General features: G+C 47.0%; 19 protein-coding genes. 7 read left to right on the top strand and 12 right to left on the bottom strand.

Going from position 1 to position 26,171, the window contains the following annotated elements; translation table 11 throughout:
* Window positions 1-127 precede the first annotated feature (127 nt).
* From BZK40_RS18930 to BZK40_RS18915, 4 genes are read right to left on the bottom strand one after another with little or no spacing between them, the layout of a single operon-like run.
* A complete protein-coding gene (locus tag BZK40_RS18930; protein ID WP_079935115.1) occupies window positions 128-1,552 on the bottom strand; it encodes a C25 family cysteine peptidase in 1,425 nt (474 codons plus the stop codon).
* Window positions 1,545-2,876: a hypothetical protein gene (locus BZK40_RS18925; protein ID WP_008783860.1), complete on the bottom strand. Its 1,332-nt coding sequence runs from the start codon at window positions 2,874-2,876 to the stop codon at window positions 1,545-1,547. The genes BZK40_RS18930 and BZK40_RS18925 overlap by 8 nt, the downstream gene beginning before the upstream one ends.
* A complete protein-coding gene (locus tag BZK40_RS18920; protein WP_079935114.1) occupies window positions 2,857-6,657 on the bottom strand; it encodes an nSTAND1 domain-containing NTPase in 3,801 nt (1,266 codons plus the stop codon). The genes BZK40_RS18925 and BZK40_RS18920 overlap by 20 nt, the downstream gene beginning before the upstream one ends.
* A complete protein-coding gene (locus BZK40_RS18915; protein WP_079935113.1) occupies window positions 6,654-8,726 on the bottom strand; it encodes a CHAT domain-containing protein in 2,073 nt (690 codons plus the stop codon). Before BZK40_RS18915 ends, BZK40_RS18920 begins: the two co-directional genes overlap by 4 nt.
* 449 nt (window positions 8,727-9,175) lie before the next feature.
* Between BZK40_RS18915 and BZK40_RS18910 the strand changes: the two genes are divergently transcribed.
* From BZK40_RS18910 to BZK40_RS18895, 4 genes are all read left to right on the top strand, one after another.
* Complete coding sequence (locus BZK40_RS18910) at window positions 9,176-9,808, top strand: LysE family transporter (protein ID WP_008783857.1); 633 nt, start codon at window positions 9,176-9,178, stop codon at window positions 9,806-9,808.
* A gap of 79 nt (window positions 9,809-9,887) precedes the next feature.
* Window positions 9,888-11,276, top strand: coding sequence for a diguanylate cyclase (locus BZK40_RS18905; RefSeq protein ID WP_079935112.1), 1,389 nt, complete (start codon window positions 9,888-9,890; stop codon window positions 11,274-11,276).
* A gap of 219 nt (window positions 11,277-11,495) precedes the next feature.
* Window positions 11,496-12,590, top strand: a complete 1,095-nt coding sequence (locus BZK40_RS18900; protein WP_079935111.1) for a 4Fe-4S binding protein — start codon at window positions 11,496-11,498, stop codon at window positions 12,588-12,590.
* A 183-nt stretch (window positions 12,591-12,773) separates the two neighbouring features.
* Window positions 12,774-13,283: a hypothetical protein gene (locus BZK40_RS18895; protein ID WP_239497872.1), complete on the top strand. Its 510-nt coding sequence runs from the start codon at window positions 12,774-12,776 to the stop codon at window positions 13,281-13,283.
* A gap of 560 nt (window positions 13,284-13,843) precedes the next feature.
* On the opposite strand, the gene foxA is transcribed toward BZK40_RS18895, so the two are convergent.
* The 3 genes from foxA to BZK40_RS18880 all read right to left on the bottom strand — a co-directional run bounded on the left by foxA (window position 13,844) and on the right by BZK40_RS18880 (window position 18,087).
* Entirely contained in the window at window positions 13,844-15,952 is a 2,109-nt protein-coding gene (foxA, locus tag BZK40_RS18890) for a ferrioxamine B receptor FoxA (RefSeq protein WP_095533159.1), read from the bottom strand.
* A gap of 121 nt (window positions 15,953-16,073) precedes the next feature.
* Window positions 16,074-17,057: a helix-turn-helix transcriptional regulator gene (locus BZK40_RS18885; RefSeq protein WP_071444609.1), complete on the bottom strand. Its 984-nt coding sequence runs from the start codon at window positions 17,055-17,057 to the stop codon at window positions 16,074-16,076.
* 124 nt (window positions 17,058-17,181) lie between these two features.
* On the bottom strand, window positions 17,182-18,087 hold the full coding sequence (locus BZK40_RS18880) for a LysR substrate-binding domain-containing protein (protein WP_048236016.1): 906 nt from the start codon (window positions 18,085-18,087) through the stop codon (window positions 17,182-17,184).
* Window positions 18,088-18,196: 109 nt separating this feature from the next.
* Between BZK40_RS18880 and BZK40_RS18875 the strand changes: the two genes are divergently transcribed.
* Window positions 18,197-18,826: a LysE family translocator gene (locus tag BZK40_RS18875; protein ID WP_079935108.1), complete on the top strand. Its 630-nt coding sequence runs from the start codon at window positions 18,197-18,199 to the stop codon at window positions 18,824-18,826.
* Window positions 18,827-18,927: 101 nt separating this feature from the next.
* On the opposite strand, the gene BZK40_RS18870 is transcribed toward BZK40_RS18875, so the two are convergent.
* The 4 genes from BZK40_RS18870 to pepT form a co-directional block, all read right to left on the bottom strand.
* Complete coding sequence (locus BZK40_RS18870) at window positions 18,928-19,164, bottom strand: hypothetical protein (RefSeq protein ID WP_020996594.1); 237 nt, start codon at window positions 19,162-19,164, stop codon at window positions 18,928-18,930.
* A 98-nt stretch (window positions 19,165-19,262) separates the two neighbouring features.
* On the bottom strand, window positions 19,263-19,892 hold the full coding sequence (locus BZK40_RS18865; RefSeq protein ID WP_048226383.1) for a DUF2913 family protein: 630 nt from the start codon (window positions 19,890-19,892) through the stop codon (window positions 19,263-19,265).
* 322 nt (window positions 19,893-20,214) lie between these two features.
* Window positions 20,215-21,576, bottom strand: coding sequence for a C4-dicarboxylate transporter DcuC (gene dcuC / locus BZK40_RS18860; protein ID WP_057069055.1), 1,362 nt, complete (start codon window positions 21,574-21,576; stop codon window positions 20,215-20,217).
* Window positions 21,573-22,829, bottom strand: a complete 1,257-nt coding sequence (gene pepT, locus BZK40_RS18855) for a peptidase T (protein WP_079935107.1) — start codon at window positions 22,827-22,829, stop codon at window positions 21,573-21,575. The genes dcuC and pepT overlap by 4 nt, the downstream gene beginning before the upstream one ends.
* A 1,320-nt stretch (window positions 22,830-24,149) precedes the next feature.
* Here pepT and BZK40_RS18850 point away from each other — a divergent pair.
* Window positions 24,150-24,407: a YjhX family toxin gene (locus BZK40_RS18850; RefSeq protein WP_003021255.1), complete on the top strand. Its 258-nt coding sequence runs from the start codon at window positions 24,150-24,152 to the stop codon at window positions 24,405-24,407.
* Between the two features lie 10 nt (window positions 24,408-24,417).
* Window positions 24,418-25,164 (top strand): SAM-dependent methyltransferase, encoded by a 747-nt coding sequence (locus BZK40_RS18845; protein WP_079935106.1) that lies wholly within the window; start codon window positions 24,418-24,420, stop codon window positions 25,162-25,164.
* Window positions 25,165-25,221: 57 nt separating this feature from the next.
* Here BZK40_RS18845 and BZK40_RS18840 read toward each other — a convergent pair whose 3' ends face one another.
* Window positions 25,222-25,785, bottom strand: a complete 564-nt coding sequence (locus BZK40_RS18840) for a DJ-1/PfpI family protein (RefSeq protein ID WP_079935105.1) — start codon at window positions 25,783-25,785, stop codon at window positions 25,222-25,224.
* Window positions 25,786-26,171: the final 386 nt, after the last annotated feature.

The raw sequence follows: 26,171 nt of genomic DNA, 5'->3' as shown, positions 1-26,171 counted from the left end.
CCATCATCGTGTTCTCGGAACGGATAACTTGTTCAGATTGATTAAATAATTAGTTGATGTTCAGAAAAAAATCCAGTCGACCAGGCTCATCAATTAAATTATTCAGGTCATACTTGAGCTGGCAAAGCTATGTCAGTGGTTCAGGTTTAAGGCGAACAGCAGGGTCACCTAACACAATATAATTACGACAATCATCGCGCTGCGTTCTCAGTGACAAGATCTGAGCATCACTGATTGCCATGCCACTATCAATTTTCAGTAGTGCTGTCACAAGCTCACTACTCCATACCCCCCACTGACTGTTAAACCGATCTACTGCCTGCCCCACCCGCTGTCCGGCTAATAATCGAGAGATAACATCCTTAAATCCCTGCGTCTGCGCAACACCTTCTGGCGTCTGAAAACTAGAAGACCACGCGCGATCAATATGACCCAACGTGGCTAAAACACCACCCTGAGGGAGACTCATTAACTTTTGCGGGAGGCGAGCACTCATCGCCTCTGGAGCAATAGCCCGAGAGGGGGATTCAAAATTAAAATCATCAAACTGTGGTGTACCAGCGCTATAACAAGCAAAGAAAAAATGTATTGCTCCATGTAAAAAGGCCTGTTCAGGTACATCATCTGCTGAAAACCAATGCCGCTCATCAATTTCACCTAATCCCGGCCAATCCTGACAAACTATTGCCCCCTGACAGTGCGGTTGCCGCGGATCATCAGCATTAAAAGCCATTCCATGTGAGCCTGTGAAAATCAGCGAAGGTGCGCCGAAAGCATTGCACATGGATTGCTTAAGTTTATCTTTCGTAGCATTGGCCCCCATTAGCGCATTGACCTGATATCCATATTTTTCCCCCAGAGGAGGATATTTGTCTGTTCCTGAAGCAAATGGAGCAGCAACCTTGTTAGTAAACAATTGAGTTGCCCTGTCAAAATTATGACACGTTGCAAATAAATCAATACTTCGCCGCGTATAACGGCTGGCGTCACGTTCCCAGTTAATCACACTTAAAGCATAGGATTGATACTCAGTGATACACTGAAAATCAATTCTGCCGACAGCAGCCACAATATCCAGCGAATATTGAAAACTAAATGGCACCTGCGTGGGAGGCCCGACTATCGTCAGGTAATAAGGTACCCCCTGTGCAGGGTCAATCATCATTAACGCTGCACCATGTCTATTCAACCAGGCACTGGCACTTTCGCCCTTACGGTAACCGTTTGAACCAGAAAAGAGTCGAAACCGATCGCCGGCCTCAATACGGCGTTGCATAATAAGCGGCTCCAGAGCATCTAACCACGGTTGAGGATCAACATCAGCAGCAAAGAGAATACCCCAACCCGCTTCGCTCAGCTCCTGATGATTGACATCAAAAGGTACCCCCCAAACTTTCATGCCTGGTAAAATTTCAGTACCGATCGCCTGACTGAGTGTTTTTTCCTGGGTCAACATTTGGGAGATAAACTCTGTGCCAGGTTTCAATTCCAGGGTTTTTCCGGTTGTCGCATGAACGCCAAACGATAGCGGTAGCTCTTCGTTTTCACTCATTATTAACCTCCGGAAAAGCAGTTTGCCAAATCAGGTGCGCAACCTCGGGTCCGCCAATATCGCTGTGAGCTCCTGAAATTCCATCGACTTTGCAGATGTATTTTCCACCGTCAATATTGTAGATAACGGAAGAGTTTTCCCATACGTATCTTGTTGTTACTTCCAGCATCGGACTCGGTTTATCGTTTGTAACGCCCTGAATCCCCCAAGTACCAATCCCTGCATAGCGAGGCATTTCTCTTGGTTGATCAAATGCAATTTGATTCGCAACGCCCGCCGCCCAGGGATATAGACGCCCTACCGCATAGTCAAAAGCAGAAAACGTGCACACTAAAGGGCCAGACACCTTTTTGTCCGCAATGATGGAATAAAAGTAACCAGGTGTATTTGGGGTATACTCGTTGGTAGGTGCAAAAGCCCAAATCGACATAGCTCCCTGCACCAACGCACAAGATTGTATACTACGGATCAACGGGGCATTACCTTCCGGCCCAGCAATTCCAGCACTAGCAACGATACAGCCAAAGCTATGCCCCATCAGATGAATACGTAGCTCAGGAGCTGAACGTTGAAGGGCAACAATGAACGGATACAATCCATTTTCACCAACCACCTTCGCTCGTTTTTTCATCGCCCAGAATGTCAGTTGCCTAAGCGGCAGCAGAATAGCATCTCCTAAACCACTGATTGCGAAGTTATCAAACCCAGGCACCGATTCGACTATTGCTCGTGGATCAAAAGCATGGCGATCTGCAGCACCATCTCCGTCGCAACCATTTTCTCCCAAGGCTAGCGCCTCATTAAGAGCAAGATACGCACGGCAAACATCATCTGGTAAGGTATCCATCCACATATTGATACTAATGGCGTCAAACAGGTTTTCAATTGCCTGACGAATACCCGGCTCATTTCCCAGCATTAGCGTATATTGCTCGACCCACATCGCTCTGGACAGCTGTTCTGTACCATCAAAAGGGACTGCTTTTAGCGATTCATTAGCCCATGCCAGGCTGGGCCAATGGAACCCAATATGCAGTGACCGAAAATGTGGAACTGAGGCTTCTACCCGTAGTCGATCATAGGTGCAATTCTTGAATGCTCCAATCCACGAGTCAAATTGGCTACTTGCCCGCTCAGGATCTTGCTGCCAACCATGTACCCATAGAAAAAGATCTGTGATCACCTCATACTTAACGACATTGATAACTTGTGAAGAAACACATTCTCCTTTGTTGTTCACATCAGATAGGGTTTCCTTACCCTGTTTATCCACCGAAAGCAGAAAATAACCTGTTTGCGAATCATCAATATTTTGCCAGGGCATGGGGGTTCTCCTGCTGAAACTTAGTCATCTTTTCGCCATGATCTTCACAGGGCGATACCCTTTTTTTAACTTCCGGAAAATAAATGCTATTTTGAGCATCTGAAAACCTTCTTTCAGGTACAAAATCGCACGCCCGTTGAATCCAGGTGTCTATTCGAAGATCCCATAATGCAATACCTTCTTGCGAACCCGATGCCATCCAGCGACCATCAGATGAAATGGCAAGAGCGGTAATCGCTGAATGATGAAATTGCTGTTTGATTTCAATAGGGAGCATAGTATTGGATGAATAAAGCCAGAGCCGCCCCTTACGATCCCCCATCGCAACAGTTTTATTCTGCAAGACTGCCAACGTATTGGAGATGGAAGTAGAGTCATCCTTGATTAATTCGCGACGCTGTGTTCCATCTTTAATTGCTATAGGGTAAATCTGCCCAAGATAATTCCCCTGATAAAATTGTTCTCCAGAAGGGCTAAAAGCAAAGTTAAGCGTATATTTTGGCAAAGGGAAAGAAGAGGCAGAATTCTGCAATGAAGTATTCGCCACATATATTGGACATCCTTGAGCATCAGTTGCTGTTTCTTGCCACAATGTTATTTGATCATTCAAGGCATCTATAGAGAGAAAATCCTTGCTATGTGGACGAAATCCAGAAAGTTGTTCTCTAGCACGAAATCCAATAGGAATAGAATGCAAACACTCCACCGCACTCATCGTATCAGTAGATAAAATCCATAAGCGCGGTGGTTTATCCCTGACCTGACGATCGATCATTAAAAGAGATGCTGTATCATTCACTTTCATCCAGAGAACTTTTTCATCAGGCGAAAAGTAAACCCCTTTAACAACCTGAAGTGTACTGCTGTCATGTCGCAAAGCCATTAATGTCTCACCGCGACGGATTAAAATAATGCCTGCCCGATCGGCGCTAGCAAAATGTTCAACATCAGTTAGCTCTGCTCGCACCTGAGGTTTAGAGCCATTTGCCTGTGCGTACTCTGGCTGGATGGATTCCAGTCGTCCACTCGTAATCCAGTTAAGCTGAGTACCGTTTCTCGTCTCCTCAAATCCAACTAAGCGGCCATTATTTGGATAAAATATCCCGAAAGGATGATGCTCATCTGCAAGTGTAACTTTTAACACACTACCTTTCTCTGTGGTAATAAAAGCTTCCCGCTTATCAGCACGAATGGCTATACTGGTGATCTGGTGCGGCAGTCCCAGTAATGTTTCCGCCTGAGGTAATAATGCAGATTTATCCGCTAGCGATAACCCAGACCAGCGTTTCAATTGACCATCCCATCCCGCTGAGAGAAGCGAGCCATCTTGCAGGAACTTAATTTGCGAGACTACATCCTCATGCGCATTCTTTATAGTAAAAATATATTTTGGCTGCGACAATGTAGTAATATCCCATAAATGAATATTTCCTGCACGATTCCCAGCAGCTATAAATCTACCATCAGGACTAACTGCAACAGAATAAATTATTTCTCCCGAAGATGTCATACTTATTGCCTGGCGCTGAGGAGGCGGTAATTTCTTGACATATACCCCCCCACCACTTACATTAAGAATCTTAATACCCTGCGAGGAATGCCCTGCATCCAAAAATGCCGATTGGCCAGGAATGAAGGTCAGTGCGTTAATTATCGATTTCGCTTTAGGTTTATTATCTTTACTATTAATGGATATCGACAATAAATTATTCAGCGTATCAAAACGCCATGCTGAAATGGTAGTATCTGCATAACTGACAATAAGAAAATCATTGGCAAAGGACATCCCACGAATCGTTTCATTAACGGGTTCCTGTCCTGACTTGGCCAAGTTCAATGCAATACACTCTCTGCGACGAATATCACATAACGCAACCTTCCCTTGCGAATCGCCAATTGCCAGATAATATTTCCGTACCAAAGTGATAACTCGCGTATCGCTCACAGGAAATTTTAAAAATGCTAACGAATCAATATTCCACAATAGATTATCAGTTTTATCAAAAACCTGAATATTTTTCCTTGCTTTGCCAACTTGAGCGATAACACGGTAATCTTCATTTATAGCGACCACTTTACTTTTATCATTATCTGGAGATTCAACAGATAAAATATAGCGATTATCAAATAATATGTTAGCTAAAAGTCCACGATACTCAGTGCGTACTCCACCATTTGATGCCTCCTGGAATTGAGCCCCTGTAGCCGCTGCCAGAGCCCGGAGTTCAAGACTGGTTCGCCCACCTAATATGTTCAGCAACCCCGTTTGCAAGGTATCGTTTTCTCTTTGCAAAACGATTTTTTGTTGTTTATTAAAAAGATCCCGTTGAGCTATTAATCTATCTTCTGCTGCTGATAACTGACTTTTATGCTTATCAATTGCAAACCACATCGTAAATCCCAGCACCATGAATAAAATGGTTATTTTTGACCACCAGGAATATGAATAATCCTGATAAGCATCAATAAATGCGCTTTCTATTTCTGATGGCTTTTCTGTATTATTAGATTCTAATGATAAAATTCGTGCACGTCTCGGAAATAATCGTACCCGCCCAGGTAAAGATGAAAAAAAATCCTTACGCCGGCCCTTTATATGCCATTGAGACGCAAGGCGTTGCCACTCAGCAAGATGCTCATGTTGCCATTTTTCAATACTGTTTTTGATCGGCAAACTCAGGCTATCATGAGATAATTCATACCAATCGCCATCCTCTCTAATTTGCCGTCGAATTAAGTGGTGAGATATTAAATACTCCAACTCATCAGGTTGAGGGGAATTTATATCACTGGATTCAATCATTGCAGGCGTACGTAAACCTCCTGGTGTTAACAGTTTATTTTCGATCCACTCACGCAAACATCTACCGCGAGTTAGATTACTAACGGAATATTCCAAAACCTCTTCACAATAGTTTTGTAAGATAGCATCCAATTGAATCTGGCGTACGTCAGCGATTCGTATTTCCTGAACCGACTGCCCTCCAACGCTGAGGTCATTCCAGATCTCAGTGCACACAACCTGAAGTAATACTGGCTCAATTGCTCCCTGGTAAACCGCTATCTCTCCGGCCATACGTTTACGAAACTTACTAAGCTCCTCGACAATATATTCTGCGGCATCTCTTCCATCATCTTTAGGCAAAATAATGTTGCTCATCTTAGCTGGCTCTCGTATCGCCTCAATAGCCTGCTCAAAGGATAAAAGTGATAGTCGAACTCTACATTCAAGTCCTGTCGGAATTAAATCACGATAATCATCCAGCCAGGGAAAATACTCTTCACGCATACTAAAAACAATCCACACACTTTTACTATAGCGACTTAAAACATTACCTAAATCGATAAAAAACTCCTCACGTTCTTTTGCTGATATCTCAGATAAAAATATCTCTTCAAATTGGTCAATGACCATTAAGACGCGCTTAAAGACATTACCTTCACTGTACAGAAACCGTTCAAAATAGGTTTCAAGCGTGTCACCATCACTACATTTACCATATCCGCTAGCACTAAGCTGTTCCAGAATTCCCTTTACCGGAGAATGATGAGCGCCACCGGAAATCCGCAAAATGGGGAGGAGATGAAAGCGTTCCTTAAAACGCTGAAGCAATCCATTCTTGGCTTGTAAAAGTGAAGTCTTACCCGCACCTGAGGGTGAATATAAAATAATGATACGATCAGCAATCAGCCGATTATGTAACTCCTCAATTTCATTATCACGGCCAAACAGTATTTGTTCTGGCCCGAAAGGTCCTGGCCCCACGAACGGTGATATCATGATGGCCTCCTGTAATTTTTATTTAATTCATGGATAAATGTTTCAGTGTCCCCCCAATACAATCGTAATGATGCTTTTGTCTGAAGATATTTTTCAATATATCGTCGCGCACTTGCGGCATCTAATAGACTATTGGGATCAAGCTGAACTGAGAAGTGCTGGTAATCGTCACGTAAATCTTTACCTTCCTGTTGTAACAGGCTACGAAACAGGACGCGGAATTCCCATGAATCAACCTGCAAACCAATAAACAACAAGGCACTATCGTTTAATCTACTACGAATAATTGAAGGTAAACTAACATTACTGGTCGATGCTTTTGCAAGATGATCGAAATAATGATCCTCCGTCATTACCAACGTTCCGGGAACATCTAAAGTGCCGAATAATTTCAACACGATAGGTGCATCAACTGTAGCTTTATTTGCAGCAACCCGACCGTCTCTTTTTTCATTATTTTTATCCCATACTTCAGCAGCATGATTCCAGCGAAATAACCTCACTTTAGGCGCTTTACCCTCCTCCCTCAGTGCATCTATCAACAAATCACTGGGATCTGTCGTGATATAAACGGGAAGTGGATAACCGGCCAGCACACGATGTGGATCGTCCGGATTACTTTGTCGAAATCGCTTACCAACAAGCGAGATAATACTGTTCAGTTTTTCCAATATCTGAGCATCACTCAACTGCTTTAGTTGGTCAGGAAGTTCAGAAGCATGTTGTTTGAGAATAAAACGATAGACAGACTTATAAAATTCATGCTGAGGAAATTTTCCCTGTCGCGTCACCGCCAGAAACTGCGCAACCTGAGGTAAGTCTTCAAGATCATGGTCGTCTAGCGGGTAACCATATGTTTCTCCCCAGCTACGTGCAAGCTCTCTACGAGAGCCAAATAATGCTTCATTCAGCGTTGACCCAAGAATCGGTGTACATTTCTCATCCCTTAAGTTATCAATAATAGGATCCCATGCCTGTTGGTTTTTATCATCACCGCCAAACCCGGGTGGATACCATATTCTCGCATTGTCTAATCGGGTAAATACCACTGGCATCCACCAGTCAGGTTCATTAATAATTTCAACGCGGGCAAACGCCACAGCCCGATCAACCTCACCGTGTTTCTTGAGCTGAGAAAAGAATGTCGGCATAAACTTTGCCGCTGTGTTTAAAAGAAAATTACCTTGCATAGCCAGCACAGCAGGGATTCCTTTACTGGCTAATAAAGGACCTACTGCCATCAATACATCACTTTCTGCAGAACCGCTGCCCGCACTCAGACATGAACAGAGCACAACTAGCGTCGGCGGTTTTTCCAGTCCAGCAATACAATGCGCAAAAGTTTCTCCTGTAACCCTCGCCGCATTTCCCTGTTCATCCTCAAGCCATAAAATAGCTTCTCCCTGGCTGCGAGAACCGTGGCAAGCCAGATAAAGAATATCAACGGCATGCGTCTCAATCATATTAGCCATGGCATTCAGAGTCGCGGGTTGATCTGCAGGCAGAGTATGTACTTTGAGTGGGCTCATCGCATTCCGAGCTACATCTATGATGGCGTCGGCTGCTATAGGGGCAAATTTTTCGTTTAGCCCTACTGGATTTGCAGCAACAACCAAAGCATTTGTTCCCTGTTGGTTACGTAACTTCGGTAAACGAAAATCACGGCTAAAAAGGTAACGTGAAAAAACACATTCACTTTCCCCTAAAAGTGCATGTTCTTCGGTACCAAATGGCGTATCTGGGTCAGTCAATGTTTCCCATGCGATTCCATGTAATCGTTCCGCTGATGGCTCAATACGAAGACGAATTCTTAACGGTAGTCCTCGCTCTTTAGATAGTTCCCGCGCTTTAATGAACTCGCTACGTAATTCAACGGGGGAGAACAATGCCTGGCACAGAAGTGACCCACACTTGCAAGGATCCCTGAACCTTGGGTCCGTAGGTTCCAAAGCAATGGAAACAATTGGTGTGATGCTATCACCTTCTTTTAGGCGTCTTCTTGCATGAGCAAGAAAACTGCCATTAAAGGCCTGCTGAATAACTAATTCTAGTTCTGAGTAATCAGCCATTATCCACCTTTAACAATGCTTTATAAGTGTCAGTACGGACGCAATAAATTGCATCCGCATTTATTTGGACTGATGTATCTTTTAATTATGATGATGCTGAGTGTTCTCTCAATCAAATAATAAACTTACTAGTAACAACATAAAATCATACCAAAGCATTAAGGCATACATAATTTAACAATCTTTATTTGGCAATAAGAAACATTGCCCTTACTAATTATTTAGCTGTTGCGTGATTTTTTGTCTACTATTTTGAAATAATATTTTATAAAAACAAGCAGTCGTTTGAATTTACAGCATTTATTATTTCAGGCTATTGGAATAGGTGATTTGTTTTTTTATAACGGCATAAAAATTTCAACACTGATTCTTTGTGAGCAATATCTCATCTTTATAAAATAAGTATAAATATTATAATGTTAAACAATAGAACATAGGAAATGTTGTCTATGGAACCTCTGCACGCCGTCGTTCTTACCATCAGCCTCTTTGTTTTAACCTTTTTTAACCCCGGCGCAAACCTGTTTGTGGTAGTACAAACTAGCCTGGCATCCGGACGACGCGCAGGTGTGATGACCGGTCTGGGTGTTGCCTTGGGTGATGCGTTTTACTCCGGCCTTGGGCTCTTTGGTATGGCAACGCTAATCACCCAGTGTGAAGAGATATTTTCATTGATTAAGATTGTCGGCGGCGCCTATCTGCTGTGGTTTGCCTGGAACAGCATCCGCCATCAGGCCACGCCGCAAATGCCCACGCTACAGCAACCGCTTTCCGCCCCCTGGTATGTGTTTTTCCGCCGTGGATTACTAACGGATTTATCAAACCCGCAAACCGTGCTGTTTTTTATTAGTATCTTCTCGGTCACCTTAAGCGCAGACACACCTACGTGGGCCAGACTGATGGCCTGGGCAGGCATTGTGTTGTCTTCCGTTATCTGGCGTATATTTCTCAGCCAGGCATTTTCTTTGCCTGCCGTGCGACGGGCGTATGGTCGTATCCAACGTGTTGCCAGCCGGGTGATTGGCGCAATAATAGGTGTTTTCGCGCTAAGACTTATTTATGAAGGTATTAGCCATCGATAAGAGAGTTTAACTTGACCATTGTGAGGTAATTGTCCGTAATACCGCCTGAATTTTTAATCGCAGGTTGAGTGGCAGTGAGATGGAACAGGTTGAACCGGTAAACGACACATTACTCCTTACAGAATGGCAGGCGCTGATACGACAAACATCGCCTGAAGTTCACACGCTCCTCACATCGTTAAGCGATGAAGAGATCCGCCATTTAGTGACCGTTTTTTATGACTATATGCTCTCCCATGCCCAGAGCGCATTGTTCCTTAATACAGAACAGGTCAGTACCCGCCTCAGTGGTAGTATGTTTGACTGGTTACGCAGCGTGCTCGGCAGCGCGCACGAAGATCTACCGCAGCTGCTGGCCAAACAACGCAAAATTGGCGTGGTGCATGCCCGTATCGGTCTGCCCATCGATCTGGTAAACCGCGGCGCGCGTAAGCTCAAGGATGAGCTGTATCGGGTATTGAAAACCAAAGCTGACGACTCGTCTTCCCTGTTGAGCAATGCTATCTGTTTCAGCAGCCTGGCAATGGATACTGCGCTGGAGGCCATGACCGTCTCCTATTCCCCAAGCCACCAAAACTCTCTGCATACGCAGGAGCAGTATCGCCTGCAGACCATTTACGATGACGTTAACGTCGAGCGCGAACGGCAAATTCGCTCATTTACCGACTGGGAAAATCAGTTTATCTATAACATCGCCATCGGTATGCCTTTCGGTGAGATGGTATTTCTGGCGAATTCTGATTTTGGTATGTGGTTCTCACATAAAGGAAAACACATTCTCGGCAACAGCAATCTGTTGAAAGAAATGGAATCGCTGATAGCAGAGATCGACAACCGCATGACGACCACCTTTTCGCATCAGCATCAGCCAACAGAACCTGAGAGGATGAGCCTGTTGCAGGATGTCCGCCAGCTATCGGCAAAAATCCATTTCCTGCTCGCCTCAATGTTTGACGCACTGGTTAAACAGGAAAATGGTAAAGACTCTCTGACCCAGTTACTTAACCGCCGCTTTATTCCAACCATCATGCGGCGTGAGATTTCGTTAGCGTTACATGCGCGGAAGCCCTTCACCCTGGCGATGCTGGATATCGACTACTTTAAGCAAATTAACGACAACTATGGGCATAATACTGGTGATATGACGCTCAAAAACGTCGCAGCGGTCATTTATGATCATATCCGTAGCAGCGATTACGTGTTTCGCTATGGTGGTGAAGAATTTATGATCCTGCTCGTCGAGTCAGACAAGTCGCAGGCCAGTATTATCCTCGAAACGCTGCGTATGAAGATTGCCGAGATGTGCATGGCGGCATCGGCGGCAGAATCATTTTCTATTACCGTCAGCATTGGCATCGCCGAATATGACTATCATCCCGACTATAAACAGTTGGTTGATAAAGCCGATCGCGCGCTTTATCTGGCGAAAAGTAATGGCCGCGACCGCGTTGAGGTTTATCAGGAATAACCATTGCCCTGCAGAGAAATAAATACCCCGTTCAGGGTATTTATCTGACTTGCGATAAATATCGAGCTGTTATTTTTATTCAGGCATATTGGCATGATGAAAATAACAGCCACGTAATAAGATGCAAATCAAATACACCAAATCTGAATAGCGCTAGCATATCCCGGTGATGACGCCTTCTGAATGCAGAAGGGGAAATATGAGGGATAGTATAAAATCATGAACGGGAAGAAGAGAACACGCTGGCAGCGCCGTCCTGGCACGATCGGAGGCAAACTGCCGTGGAATGACTGGCGCAACGCCAGCAGCTGGCGAAAAGCCACACAGTTTCTCCTGCTGGCTATTAATATTTATATTGGCGTAACGTTCTATTACTGGGTCCGCTATTTCGAAACCGCCGGCACCAGCGTCTATATTCCAAGGCCAGGTGGTATTGAGGGATGGCTACCAATCGCGGGTTTGATGAATATCCGCTATACGCTGGAGACTGGTTTTCTTCCGCCTATCCATGCCGCCTCCATGCTGCTGTTAGTTGCGTTTATCCTGATTAGTCTGTTGTTAAAAAAAGCCTTCTGTTCGTGGTTATGCCCGGTGGGCACGCTGTCCGAACTGCTCGGCAATCTGGGGAAAAAAGTATTTGGTCGCAACTTCACGCTGCCGCGCTGGCTGGATATCCCGCTGCTCAGTCTGAAGTATTTGCTGCTGAGTTTCTTTTTGTATATCGCCCTGTCGATGCCTGCACAGGGGATTCAGTATTTTCTAATGTCGGCCTATGGCATGATTATCGACGTGAAGATGCTCGATTTCTTTCGCCATATTGGCTCCGCTACGCTCATCTTTGTTGTCGTTATCAGTGTCCTGAGCCTGTTTATTCGCAATGCCTGGTGCCGCTATCTGTGCCCTTATGGTGCGCTGCTCGGTCTGTTCTCGCTGCTCTCGCCGTTTAAAATCCGCCGTAACGCAGACAGTTGCATCGACTGCGGAAAATGCGCGAAAAACTGCCCGTCGCATATCCCGGTCGACAGACTGATTCAGGTGCGTACCGTGGAATGCACTGGCTGCATGACCTGCGTTGAATCCTGCCCGGTGGCCTCAACGCTGAGTTTCTCACTGCAAACACCGCCGGGGGCGCAAGACAACGGTAAACCGTTATGGCGACAGAAGACGCTATCAGGTGTTGCCATGACGCTACTGGTGCTTGGCATTCTGTTTGCCACCATTGGTTATGCCATTTATGCCAATGTCTGGGATACGCCAGTGCCCGATCATATGTATTTCCAGCTGATCCCGAAGGCAAAGATGATCGGCCATTAATTTTTTTATCAGTATGTCCAAAACCCTGCCAATTCTGGCAGGGTTTCCCGCCTGTCCTGCCATTTTAAGACAATTGAACTTGTGCCATCGCGCTCTCGTTTATACAACCTTAAATATCATCTGTAATAATTTTTCTATTTTGTTATGGGCGACTGGGATCAAAATAATGAACGGGATAACATCATGACTAAAATAAAACTGGCACTGCTATTACCTCTGTTTCTGGCAGGTTGTACGATGAATGACGGGGAATTAAGAAACGCTTACGCTCAGCATTATCAGCAACCTACCGCTTATGTAGATGCTTATAAACAGAAAATAGCCAGTATGGATATTCATGCGCTGGCCCAATATGCCGCCGCAGAAGATAAGAAAAAAATGCGCGGGCAGCCAAGACTGAAAATCGACGAATTTATTACCATTGAGAACGTGCAGGCGAAAGGAAATCGGGTGGTCTACGATTACTCACTGTCCGAAAGCTGGCTGGCGCTGTCCGCAGATAAACAGCGCGAGAAGCAGACCAATATGAATAAAGACCTGATCTACCGTACCTGCTCGCTGGAAACGGTACGTCTGGCGCAGGCAAAAGGGCTGGAAGAAGAGCATAACTATTACAGCCAGTACCCAGACAAAGTCGCCTTTACGCTGAGAACCAGCGCGCAGATTTGTATGCAGAACGGTTTTACACAATAACCGCAATCCACTATGCCTGATGCGCTGCGCTTATCAGGCCTACGATTTACACGCTGCCGTAGGCCGGATAAGGCGCCAGCGCGCAGATTTGTCTGCAGAACGGTTTTACACAATAACCGCAATCCACTATGCCTGATGCGCTGCGCTTATCAGGCCTACAATTTGCACGCTGCCGTAGGCCGGATAAGGCGCCAGCGCGCAGATTTGTCTGCAGAACGGTTTTACAAAATAACCTCAATCACAATGCCTGATGCGCTGCGCTTATCAGGCCTACGATTTGCACGCTGCCGTAGGCCGGATAAGGTGCCAGCGCGCAGATTTGTATGCAAAACGGTTTTACAAAATAACCTCAATCACAATGCCTGATGCGCTGCGCTTATCAGGCCTACGATTTGCACGCTGCCGTAGGCCGGATAAGGCGCCAGCGCGCAGATTTGTCTGCAGAACGGTTTTACACAAGAGCCGCAATCACAAAGCCTGATGCGCTGCGCTTATCAGGCCTACGATTTGCACGCTGCTGTAGGCCGGATAAGGCGCCAGCGCCGCATCCGGCTAAAACATCAGAATTTCCAGGACACACTGCCGACAATGCTGCGCTCGGCGCCGAAGTAGCAATATGAGAGCGAGTTACAGGCTGCAACGTAGCGCTTGTCGGTCAGGTTGTTAACGTTCAACTGCGCGCTCAACCCTTTAATGCCGATATTCGTTAAGTCGTAACCAATCACCATATCCACCAGTGTGTAGGACGGCAGGGTGTGAGTATTCAGGCGATCGCTGGTAATACCGTTAACGTAGCGCACGCCTGAACCCAACGTCAGGCCGTCCAGCGGACCGCTTTTCACATCGTAGCTCAGCCAGGTACTGGCCTGGTTACGCGGGGCGTACACTGCGCGCTTGCCCTGTTCTTCCGGGCTGCTTTTCTTATAGCGAATGTCGGTATAGGTATACGCCGCCTGCAAACGGAAGCTATCTGTCAGTTGGCTAATTGCCTCCAGCTCCACCCCTTCAGATTCAATTTCCCCAATCGAGCGGTACGGATCGGTCGGCTCTTCTTTGGTGGCTATATTCGTCTGATTGATACGGAACACCGATGCGCTGAACTGGCTGTTGAGTCCTTCCGGCTCATATTTCAGCCCGGCTTCCCACTGCTTGCCTTTCATCGGATCCAGCAGATTGCCGTTCTCATCGGCAAAACTGGTTGGCGTAAAGGCAGTGGAATAACTCACGTACGGCGCAAAGCCGTTATCGAATAAATAGAGCAGCGCGGCACGGGTACTGAAGTTGTTTTTATCCAGATCGCTGCGAGTATCCTTGATTTTATCAATGTTAGAAACGCTGACCTGATCGTAGCGACCACCGAGCGTAATACGCCAGCGATCCCATGACATCTGATCCTGCAAATAGTAACCCGTCTGGCGCAGCTTGTGTTTCTCACGCGCATACATGTCGATGTAATCAGGCTTCGCGCCGTACACTGGATTAAAAGCGTCAATCGGCGGGAAAGCGCCGTAGTAACCGGTAGTATTGTTGCTGCGATCCTGATAGTCGATCCCCACCAGCAGACGGTGGTTTACCTGCCAGGTATCAAAGCTGCCGTCGAGCTGGTTATCCAGCGTAATCGCCGACATTTTTTCATCGGAGCCGGAGTAACCGCGATTAAGCTCGGTTTCATTCAGCCAGCCCGCCGCATACACCTGATTCAGCTCAACGTCGGTATGCAGATAGCGCAGCTTTTGCCGCACCGACCAACCGCTATCAAACATATGCTCAATGTTGTAGCCCACCATGTTTTCACGGCGATCGTATTTGTCGTAATCATCCTCGCCTTCGTAAAAGGTGTTGGAGATCTTTTGCCCGTAATGCGGAACCACGGTGCCGTCATACGGCAGACCGGAGTGGCTACCGCCTTCCGGGTCGCGGTGCAGATAGGCCATCAGATCCAGACGCGTCTGGTCGGTGATACGCCAGGTCAGGCTGGGCATCAGCGCGTAACGCTCTTCCTTCAATGGACCAAACTGCGAGTCCGCGTAACGCGTCATCCCGCTCAGTCGCGCCGCCACGCGATCGTTATCATCCAGCGCCCCGGTGACGTCAAACGCCGCGCCGCGCTGGTTATTGTTGCCGGCAAACAGCTTCACCTCACCGCCCGTATCAAACGACGCCTTACGTGAGGTCAGCGCCACAATGCCACCCGGGGAGGAACGGCCATACAGTACGGAAGCCGGGCCACGTACGACTTCGATATCTTCGAGGAACCACGGATCGACCACCAGCGAGCTGTGTGAGTTGGTGTCGCCCATCATCTTCAGACCATCGAGATAGACGTTATCCAGGCTACCGTCAGAAAAGCCACGCAGCACGATGTAGTCAAAGCGGTTGGAGGCGCCAATCTGATTGCTGTACACACCCGGCGTATAGCTGACGGCCTGCCGCACGCTGGTTGCGCCCTGCTCTTCAAACTGTTCACGGGTAACGATCGATACCGACTGCGGCGTTTCAATATCCGGCGTGGCAAGCTTCGTGGCCCCGCTCTGCATCTGCGAGGTGACAACCACCGTATCGTTTTTTGTTGTTTCCTGCGCCAGCAGAGGAAAAGCCACGCTGCCGGTAACCCATCCCACCAGCAGCGCCAAGCGAGTCTTCGCGAACATGAATATCTCCAAAGGCATGTCTAATTGTAAGTGAGAATTATTACCTTTTTGCTGGCGGAGATAGCTATGCCGGATGCCAGGTTGCCTATGCGCAGTGCCAAATTGTCAGGAAATCACGTGCGTAAAACGCAAATATGGATTAGCAAAGTTTGAGCAAATCACCGGGTGAAAAGCCGTAACGGCGACGAAAAGCGGTAGAAAAGTTGGTGGCGTGCTGATAACCCGACATCCAGGCCGCCTGCTGTACGCTATATCCTTCCAGTAGATAGCCGCGTGCACGTTCCAGACGGCAATCGCGCAGGTAGTCGAATACCGAACAGCCATAGGCTGCGCGAAACTTACTGCGCAGGCTGCTGGGACTCATCGCTGCGCGTTGGGCCAGTTCATTAAGGGTGTAGTCATTTTCGGGACTCTGCTCCAGCAGTCGGCGAACGACCTCCAGCCGCTGCTGCTCACCGCTCGCCGCAAGACGTTTACCGCTCTCGACCTGACACACGCTGAGGCCATGACCAAACAGTTGTAATATCAGCCCTTCCAACATCAGCTGACGAGAAACATGGCTAATCGTACTCTGCTGCGCGTACTGCAGCCCGCTGAGTAAAAAACCCGGCACCTGCCAGATAAGCGTCGGCGTCTGGCATCTTTCCCACTCACGCATCAACGATTCGAGCAACCCCGTGCGACACGCGCCGTCGGGATACAAACCGAGCGATAATGTCCGCAGTTTACAATCAGCATGATGACGGGCACGCATCGTCTGGTGCTCACTCAGGCGTGAGCTAAACGCCATGCCGGAGCGCACCACATGCTCCTGTCCGTTAAGCGTCAGGATCACGCAGCCTTCCAGTACCACCAGCATATACAGAGGGCTGTCGTGACGAGAGGTGGTTTCGTAGGGTTGCAATACCTGTACGTCGGAGTGCGTCACGCACATCCCACATGGGAGAGTCATCTCCTCAATTTCACCTTGCAGAACAGGGCTGCCAGACGGTAAATCCGGCCTTTGTGCCAACTGGGGAAAGCGGTAATCGATCCCGTAGCGCTCACCAAAATCCATAAACTCGCTGACGGAGAAAGTGCGAGCGACGCGTCCGGAGGCATTCAGGGCGGTGGTATTGTTCATGCTGTCTTCTGCACAGAAAATGGGATTAACGGTTTATAACTGAAGCAACATTACCATTACCTGCGCAATACGACAATAATAATGAGAACCATTATCAATATGGGTGATTAGCAGAATAAACAGCTTAATCCAGCCAGTTTAGATCTGCCGAGGAGACACACGGCGCAGCCTCTTTTAACCAGCGATACAGCAGCTCAATATTTCTAAGCCGTGTTGAAGTCTTTGGCCAGACAAGGTAATAGCCCTCGCCAGTCGCTACCGCATCTTTAAACGGTAACGCCAACATCCCTGCCTGAATGGCCGCCAGGCTTAACAGCAGGTCGGCAACGGACACGCCATGACCGCTCATCGCGGCAAGACTGCCCTGCTCCAGGGTGTCGAACACTTTGCCTCGCGCAAGATTCAACGCCGGAAACTTCCCGGTGCGTTGCAGCCACCGACGCCAGTCACGGCGATCCGCTGAGGGATGAATCAGTTCACAGGCAGAAAGATCGCGCTGCGCCTGCACCAGCAGTGCGGGTGAGCACACCGGGATAAGCCACTCCTGAAACAGCAACCGGCTGTCAGTATCGTCACCAAAATGGCCATTCCCTAACAGGATCGCACAGTCATACGGTTCACGACCGAAGGATACCGAATCGGTATCCATCCAGACGCTGGAAATTTCGACAACCGGGGTCGGATGCGCTTCACGGAAATGACGCAGCACGTCCAGAAGCCAGCGCATCGTCAACGTAGACGGCGCTTTCAGCCGTAGCTCATGACTGCTGCTGCGAAAGGCATGACACGCGTGTTCCAGACTCTGAAACCCAGCCGTCAACTGCTGCGCCAGCCCTTGGCCAGAAGGCGTTATCTCGATACGCGGGCCGCTGCGGACAAATAGCTCGCAACCAAACCATGCCTCCAGCGTGCGAATATGACGGCTTACCGCGCCCGGCGTCACGTTAAGTTGAATAGCGGCTTTACTGAACGATCCCAGACGGGCTGCGGCTTCAAAAGCCCTCAGGGCATACAACGGAGGTAGCGTCATTCTCAGCTTCTATGTTGAGTTTTACTCACAGTAGAGCGCAGTTTTATTCGTTTTTCAATGCGCCACGCAGGCGGAATACTGATGGAAAATATCATCAGGATAATCAGGTATGAATTTCACTTTACTGGCTGCCTATAGCCTCAGCGTAGTAACCCTGCTGTTAACTCCGGGTCCTGTCGTGGCGCTGATTACCACCACCGCGTCGCAGCACGGCTATCGCCGGGCCTTTCTCACGCTGATTGGCACTAACGGCGCTTCTTTAGTATTGATTGCTCTGGCTGCACTGATGCTAGCTGGTGTGGTATCAATCTCTGCGATATGGCTTGGCGTACTGGGTCTTGTGGGATCGTTGTATATCGGTGTGATGGCGATTAACGGCCTGCGGGCCAGGGACTCACACCTCGGACTGAGTGCGCCAAAACGCGATAACAGCGGGCTTATCCATGGATTTCTGACAGGGGTCGCTAACCCAAAGGACATTTTGTTTTTCGTAGCGTTTTTTCCCCAGTTCATTGCCATTACGCAAGATTTCACCACCAGCATTCTGACGCTAACGCTGGTGTGGGTTATTTTTGATGTTACGGTGCTGTCTTTTTACATCATGGTTTTCAAACGCTGGATGCCAGAGCGGTTTGCCAGACGCAGCGTTTTTATCTCCTCCCTGTTTCTGCTCGCGGTGGCGGTGTTTGGCATTATTTATAATGTACACGCGCTACAAATGCTCTCACCCGCGATGTGATCCCCAACGAATTGTTCAGCCAGACATCTCATCTTGCACCGGGAGGAATAAAATAAGAACAAATCGACATTAACATTATTAATGGATTTATAAACCAGGATTCAGAAAATATAGACGATAACATTTTCCTGGCGTTCAACTGGCACCCTTACCCATGACAACGCATCAACGGCGACAGGTGCCATTTCATTTTCTAAGCGAAGTAAAGGAGTGTTGCCATCTGGTACAACCGTGCTTTCACCGATCTCAAGAACGCCCCGAAAAGAAATGGACACATTGTCTGGCGTATCCGACAACCTTATCCATTCAGTTGTAATCACTAACTTTCGAGTAAACATTCGCTGTCCTTTGCGCGTGGTATATATCCGATAATTTCACAGGTAGATCAATACACTCTTTGAACAAACAGAAATTTGTCCCCCATATCAGTTAAGCATTACTTAACTGAAAGAAAATTGAAGTAATAAAACTCATTCGAAATATGTTTCACAAATTCAACCGGCAGGTTATGTTTGATGAACGTTAACTTTGCAAACTCAATATCGCCGTACACTCGAATACAGAAAGGTTTGACTATCTCGCCCTGCACGCCAAAGCACTCCTGAAGCCGGGTGTCATCCATAAAAATAAAGTCACCTTTTCTGACTTTAATACTTTCATGAAGGCCTTGCCACTTCTCCGGAGTGAGCAGAAAGCTCTCCCATCCATTATTTCTCAACACTTCAATCGTGTGAGTAAATTTAAAATAGTCGTTTTGCATTGTCACATCACCACTCGATGTGGCGTACAAATATTCTATTTTAAATTTAAGTTGTGCATTGAGGCTTTTTTTCTTCCCCTCATCAATTAACCACTGAAGCTCACTGACAATGCTCTTCGAAAATATTTTTCTTTTTTTGGCAATAGCCAGCCAATGCATAATGAATAGATGCTCTGACATTTTAGAGTAGATTTTATGATCCTTTATTGCAATACCAATTGCGACTAACGCACTCCAGGTAAAGGCTTCCAGATCATCCTGATAATGATGTCGTAACGTACTAACTCTTCCAGAATCCCTTACCACTTAAACCTGCCCAAATAAATCATCATTGTTATTCCACGTCATTCTTGTATTACTCTATTAAAAAATTACTACAACTAAAATCGCCAAAATATGATCCAGATTAACTTATCCCTATGTAATGAACGTGCAAATATAATACATCATACTTATTAATCATTAATCTGGGGTGGCTCAACAATGACTAATAAGAATAATGCGATAAAGATAAAGGTTAATAATAATCACCAGTAATCAATATCACCTTTTGTGATGAGACCTGTAAACAGAAAAAGCAAACTACCGGGCATTCAGCAACCCGGAAGTTTGCTTATTACAGACGAAGTTAATAGAAAATACCGATGATCAGGGTATGCGTTACAAAGCCCACAATCAACGGTACGGCGGTACGTTTAACCACATCAAATGGCGTTATTTTCGCCCCACTGGAAACGGCAATCACCACGCCGGAAACCGGTGAAATTGCCCGCCCCATATGTGATGCCTGTTGCATCGGCAGGATCATGGCAACAGCGTTAGCGCCCATACTTGCCGCGATTTGCGGGATCAGCTCAACGAAAGCAAGGAATGGCGCATTACCCGATCCCATAATAATTGCTGCCGCCAGCGTCACCAGCGCAAACACCACCGCCATAGCAAATGGAGGTAATCCCACGTGCTCCGCCATCAGGATTAATTGATCAATGGCACCAATAACTTTAATCCCGTGAGCAAAAACACCTGCCGCAACCAGTAGCCCAACCACCCCGGTAAAGGCGGTGCCCATGCCTTTAAGGAAATGGCTGAATCCTTCGCATACTGACTTTAAATCACGCACCCGCAGCCACTCAATCAACATGCAGACAGCCATTGAAATGAGCACAATGGTGATAATATTCAGGTTAATACCACTGACGAACATTTCCGATGATCCCACCGCCATCAGTATCGGAAGCATCGGGAGAAGCGCATAAAAAGCCGGGGCTTTTCCTGAATCAGTCACCTCAGCGCTACCGATTTCCCGTGGAAGCGTCCCCGCTTTACGGTCGCAATGCCGCTGCCAGAAGAAATGGCAGATGCCGACGACCAGCACGGTTGCCAGCGCTGCGGGTCCCTGGTGGTAAACAACGTATTCCACCACATCCATATTGACCGCTTTAGATCCCCTGATAGCATCGATGGCCGTCGGGGTATACGCCACACCAAGCGAGGTGGCAATAACCCCAGCAGCCGAGGCCGCAGAAAGCCCTAACCCCAGCATAATGGGGAACATCGTCCCCATCAGCAACACGGCAAGCCCGGTAGCGGATGGGATGGCCAACTGCAGGAGGCTGGCGAGCAGATAGGAGAAAAATAGAAGCACATAGGGCGAACGCAGCGCGCGCAAAGGTTTCGTCACGACCCGCACAACCGCTTCATTTGCCCCGATATGATCCATGTAATGCGCAAATCCCATGAGCGCCATAATCATCAGGCCGAGATCGGCAGCACGCGTACTAAAGAGATCGCGCATCACCTCGAAAGGATCGAGAAATGAAATCCCCGTACTGGCAACGCCCTTCGGTAATACAGAACCCCATCCGGTTAACGCCGTACAAATCATCAACACCAGGCCCGCAATGAACAGCACCGGTTCAGCGCGATAACCTTTCAGTATCAGACGCGCGACCACCACGATAACCAGTAGGGCAATTAACACCTGAATCATGGCTGAGCTCTCCTCTGCGCGAACTCAGCAAAGGTTTCCTCAATGACCGCTACCACCACATCGCTGGCGGCTCGCAGTGAACGCACCGGTAGATATTCATAAATTGAATGAAAGTTATGAGCACCGGTAAAAATATTCGGGCAAGGCAGTCCTTTCTGCGATAGCACTGCGCCATCATACCCACCACGCATGGCGACAGGTTGCGGGGTAATGCCACACTTCTGATACGCGCGTAACGCAATATCAATCGGGTAGTGTGCATCGCCCTGCAAGCTATTGAACACATTGGCATAGCGATCGGTTAAATGACAGACCACGCTGTTTTCTCCCCACAGCGCGCAGGTGCTGACGGCAAGCTGGCGGATATATGCCATACGCGCCTTATACCCTTCTTCGGTAAAATCCCTGATATCCAGCTTAAGTACCGTACGGGCGCTGTTGCCCTGAAGCTGTTTTACCCAGTAATACCCTTCGCGTCCTTCCGTATACTCAGGCGCCTCTCCACCGGGCAGCATCGCAATAAACTTATGCGCCATCAGCAGAGAGTTCTTCAGCTTACCTTTGGCCGACATAGGGTGCGCGGACTGGCCGGTAAAGATGATTTCCGCATCACCCGCGTTCCAGTTCTCATAGACAAACTCTCCAATGCCGCAGCAGTCCAGGGTATAGCCAAAATCAGCGCCAAACGCCGCAACATCAAACGCTTTTGCTCCCCGTAATCCCTGCTCTTCATCAGGAACAAAACCGACTTTCACCGGCCCATGCTTAATCTCCGGATGCGCTACAAGGTACTCCAGGGCATTCATAATCGCGGCGATGGCGGCTTTATCATCAGCCCCTAGCAGACTGGTACCATCCGTCACCAGCAGGTCATCACCGATATAATTTTTCAGTTCCGGGAATTCACTTTCACGCAGATAAATATTCAGCTCCTGGTTCAGACACAAATCCCCACCGCTGTAGTGAAGACGTTGCGCATTTGTGTCCGCGGTCTGTTCTGCGCTGGTATCCAGATGACCAAAAAAGGAAACGACAGGGATGGTGTCATCGGTATTTCCAGGTAAGGTCGCGGTCACAATAGCGGTATCTCTGACCTCAATGTTTTCCATTCCTAATGCTTCAAGTTCTACTGCAAGTAGTTTTGCCAGTTCCATTTGACCAGGTGAAGAAGGCATTATCCCATTAGCACCATTTTCCCTTGAGGTCGTGGTATTGATTTTCGTGTAGTTAATAAAGCGTTCAACAATATCCATTCCAGGAGATCCTTTAATGTATCATTTACGAGGTACTGCAAGAGAAGACCTGCATACAGCGTGGGTTGAATAATCTGAGAACAAAATAAAATCAGCGCTCATCCCAGAACGCTGATTTTATGGGTGTTACGACAACGATTTATATAAAGGAAGATAAAAAAGGCCAGTAATTATACCAGTGATTAAAAACTCCTTTTGATTGATAAAATCATATTCCCTGTCTGTTTTTACTACATTTCCCATGGTGTTAAGCTAACAGAAGTCATAAACTGAATTCGTATGTCTAAGGGATAATAAAAATCATTTAGATTCTTGCCCCCGATACCGACACAAGACATACCATCGCTATATTTTTTTAATGAACAAATGCTATAACAGCAACATGCAACCGTTTGCACCTCTCTACAAATAGCCACTTAACGCACTAAAATCCGTGAACAAAATCACAATTACTTCAAAAGCGAAAATTAACATAACGCTTAAAAACAGATAGTTATAAGAAAAACTATATAATACCCCTATAAATAAAGATGAAATCACACTATTCACCATGAAATAGATTCATAGCGATACTATTTCAACATTACCGTATGGTTCACAGCACAAAACCTGTCGTCATCACTAATGCAAGACAACAAGAACAATAATATTAAATTATCTATTTATGACGATTATAAAAATTATACACAGACAAAAAAAACCTCTCCCCTGAGAAGAGATTCAGGGCAGAGGTAATACGGGTGTTAAGGACATTTTTATAGTTTTGATGATAACAGAAGAGCTTCTTGCTGGATTGAGTATACACACTTCACGACGTTAAGAAAATTCCTAAAAAGAATTAAAAGAAAACACCATTAAAAATCCTTTTTATAATAAAGACATGTTTATCAAATAAAACAAAATTAGGATAGGGAAAAATTAAATATCACTAATCTATAGTATGACGCAAGTGGGACTCACAACACATCATTACGGACAATGCCGCTACTGATGATGTCTGAATATTCAATAAATTTAATATATCCATACACCGCTCAGCTAACGAGAGTTAAAAAATTATAAAATAAGCTAAACGCAATTTTTCGTCATAGATCACATTTTCCCGACAGAACGATTCCCCTACTCGCCCAGGCTGGTATGATTCAGCAGGTAAATACCTATCAACTCAACCCGAGGCTTTGATGCTGGAGAATGTAATCATCAGATAATCAGCTTACCGACCTTTTCAGGCCGGACTGGTTATCAATGCGCCGAAATCGAATGCGGACACCGCTGTGTGTTTGCACGTTTTGCACATGATGATTAAACAGGTTTTCCAGTATGAATTTATCCCGTCAGGAACAACGTACCTTACACGTTCTCGCCAAAGGTGGCCGTATTGCTCACGTCCGCGATGCATCTGGTCGTGTCACTTCCGTCGAATGCTATAGCCGCGAAGGGTTACTGCTCTGCGACTGCACGCTCGACGTATTCAAAAAACTCAGAACGAAAAAACTGATCAAATCCGTTAATGGTCAGCCCTACCGCATCAATACCACCGGGCTGAACAACGTTCGCGCCCAACTGGATAATCGCTAAGGAGAGAGAGATGGATATCCCGAAGATTTTTACGATCAGCGAAAGCGCACATCGCATTCATAATCCGTTCACCGCGCAAAAATATGCGACGTTAGGTCAGGTTTTACGGATGCCCCCAGGAACCCGCATCCTGGATCTCGGCAGCGGCTCGGGCGAGATGTTGTGCACCTGGGCACGCGATCATGGAATTTCCGGAGTTGGTATCGATATGAGCCAGTTATTCAGTGAGCAAGCCACCCTGCGGGCAAGCGAATTGGGCGTCACTGAGCACGTGCGTTTTATTCATGCCGATGCAACAGGTTATATCGCCGAAGAAAAATTCGATATTGCCGCCTGCGTTGGTGCAACCTGGATTGCCGGCGGCGTTGCCGGAACGATCAAACAGCTGGAACAAAGTCTCAAACCAGGCGGGACCCTGCTCATCGGCGAACCGTACTGGCGTCAGATACCCGCAACGGAGGAGATCGCTATGGCTTGCGGCGCAACTTCAGTAGCCGATTTTCTTTCTCTACCAGTACTCGTTTCGTCTTTCGACCTGCTCGGTTATGACGTGGTTGAAATGGTACTGGCTGACCAGGAAGGTTGGGACAGATACGAGGCGGCAAAATGGTTGACGATGCGCCGGTGGCTGGAGGCTAATCCGGACGATGAGTTTGCCGCCGAAGTCAGAGAGCAACTGAGAAGTTCACCAGTCCGCCACGTTGCATTCACCCGGGAATATATCGGGTGGGGCGTGTTCGCACTCATGCAGAGGTAATATGTCCTGTCGGTATAGCCTGGCAGGTTATACCGACTTTTTTCATCGCATCATCGCTTACTTCATTAATACTTCAACAAATTTAGCTAACCATTGCGGATGCGCGGGCCATGCTGGTGCCGTCACCAGATTGCCATCAACGTGGGCCTGATCAATGCCAATATCGGCATAATGTCCACCGCTCAGACGAACCTCGGGCGCACAGGCCGGATAAGCGCTACAGGTCCGGTTTTCTAACACCCCCGCCGCCGCTAACAGTTGGGGCCCATGACAAACTGCGGCGATAGGCTTACCGGCAGTGTTGAAATCTTGCACCAGCTTAATGACATCTGGATTCAGTCGAAGATATTCCGGAGCACGCCCGCCGGGGATCAACAGTGCGTCGTAATCGGCGGCCCGCGCCTCGGCAAAATTAGCATTTAACGTAAAACGATGCCCCGGCTTTTCACTGTATGTCTGCGCCCCATCAAAATCGTGAATGGCGGTTTGAACGTAGTCACCCTGACTTTTATCCGGACAGACGGCCTCCACACGATGCCCAAGCATTTGCAAAGCCTGAAAAGGCACCATCGTTTCATAATCTTCGACATAATCTCCGACCAGCATCAGTATCTTCTTCATTCACATCCCCCACTCACGGTTATTAATGATGAGAAATAACGGCCATCTTTACTATAGTCCACACGGTTCATGGCATTAATAAATACAACAGAACAATCGGCCAGATCACAATCCACGGCAAGGCCCGCCAGACGAGGGCTCAGAGCCAACGGCGTGACATATGTTCATGCTGATAAATATAAATTATATATAAATATATAGTTGAGAAATTTTAATAGAAGCCAGCTTCACTCATTATATAAAACTAAGAGATTGCAACGCATATCTCTTGTGCTATATTTCGCATAAAATTTACCCGCGATCACTTTATTTATTATTCAATATTTAAAATACGCAGAATATTTATTATCTATTATTATTTCATTCACCTGATATCAGGTAAAAAT

This window comes from Citrobacter portucalensis (assembly GCF_002042885.1).
GTDB classification, from domain to species: domain Bacteria; phylum Pseudomonadota; class Gammaproteobacteria; order Enterobacterales; family Enterobacteriaceae; genus Citrobacter; species Citrobacter portucalensis.
Note: the sequence above shows the minus strand (reverse complement) of the source record. Positions and strands in the feature narration are given on the sequence as shown.

What these genes read in the sequence shown, in the direction of transcription:
- BZK40_RS18930 (WP_079935115.1), bottom strand. Translation starts at nt 1,552, where the DNA reads ATGAGTGAAAACGAAGAGCTACCGCTATCGTTTGGCGTTCATGCGACA.
- BZK40_RS18925 (WP_008783860.1), bottom strand. Translation starts at nt 2,876, where the DNA reads ATGCCCTGGCAAAATATTGATGATTCGCAAACAGGTTATTTTCTGCTT.
- BZK40_RS18920 (WP_079935114.1), bottom strand. Translation starts at nt 6,657, where the DNA reads ATGATATCACCGTTCGTGGGGCCAGGACCTTTCGGGCCAGAACAAATA.
- BZK40_RS18915 (WP_079935113.1), bottom strand. Translation starts at nt 8,726, where the DNA reads ATGGCTGATTACTCAGAACTAGAATTAGTTATTCAGCAGGCCTTTAAT.
- BZK40_RS18910 (WP_008783857.1), top strand. Translation starts at nt 9,176, where the DNA reads ATGGAACCTCTGCACGCCGTCGTTCTTACCATCAGCCTCTTTGTTTTA.
- BZK40_RS18905 (WP_079935112.1), top strand. Translation starts at nt 9,888, where the DNA reads ATGGAACAGGTTGAACCGGTAAACGACACATTACTCCTTACAGAATGG.
- BZK40_RS18900 (WP_079935111.1), top strand. Translation starts at nt 11,496, where the DNA reads ATGAACGGGAAGAAGAGAACACGCTGGCAGCGCCGTCCTGGCACGATC.
- BZK40_RS18895 (WP_239497872.1), top strand. Translation starts at nt 12,774, where the DNA reads ATGACTAAAATAAAACTGGCACTGCTATTACCTCTGTTTCTGGCAGGT.
- foxA (WP_095533159.1), bottom strand. Translation starts at nt 15,952, where the DNA reads ATGCCTTTGGAGATATTCATGTTCGCGAAGACTCGCTTGGCGCTGCTG.
- BZK40_RS18885 (WP_071444609.1), bottom strand. Translation starts at nt 17,057, where the DNA reads ATGAACAATACCACCGCCCTGAATGCCTCCGGACGCGTCGCTCGCACT.
- BZK40_RS18880 (WP_048236016.1), bottom strand. Translation starts at nt 18,087, where the DNA reads ATGACGCTACCTCCGTTGTATGCCCTGAGGGCTTTTGAAGCCGCAGCC.
- BZK40_RS18875 (WP_079935108.1), top strand. Translation starts at nt 18,197, where the DNA reads ATGAATTTCACTTTACTGGCTGCCTATAGCCTCAGCGTAGTAACCCTG.
- BZK40_RS18870 (WP_020996594.1), bottom strand. Translation starts at nt 19,164, where the DNA reads ATGTTTACTCGAAAGTTAGTGATTACAACTGAATGGATAAGGTTGTCG.
- dcuC (WP_057069055.1), bottom strand. Translation starts at nt 21,576, where the DNA reads ATGATTCAGGTGTTAATTGCCCTACTGGTTATCGTGGTGGTCGCGCGT.
- pepT (WP_079935107.1), bottom strand. Translation starts at nt 22,829, where the DNA reads ATGGATATTGTTGAACGCTTTATTAACTACACGAAAATCAATACCACG.
- BZK40_RS18850 (WP_003021255.1), top strand. Translation starts at nt 24,150, where the DNA reads ATGAATTTATCCCGTCAGGAACAACGTACCTTACACGTTCTCGCCAAA.
- BZK40_RS18845 (WP_079935106.1), top strand. Translation starts at nt 24,418, where the DNA reads ATGGATATCCCGAAGATTTTTACGATCAGCGAAAGCGCACATCGCATT.
- BZK40_RS18840 (WP_079935105.1), bottom strand. Translation starts at nt 25,785, where the DNA reads ATGAAGAAGATACTGATGCTGGTCGGAGATTATGTCGAAGATTATGAA.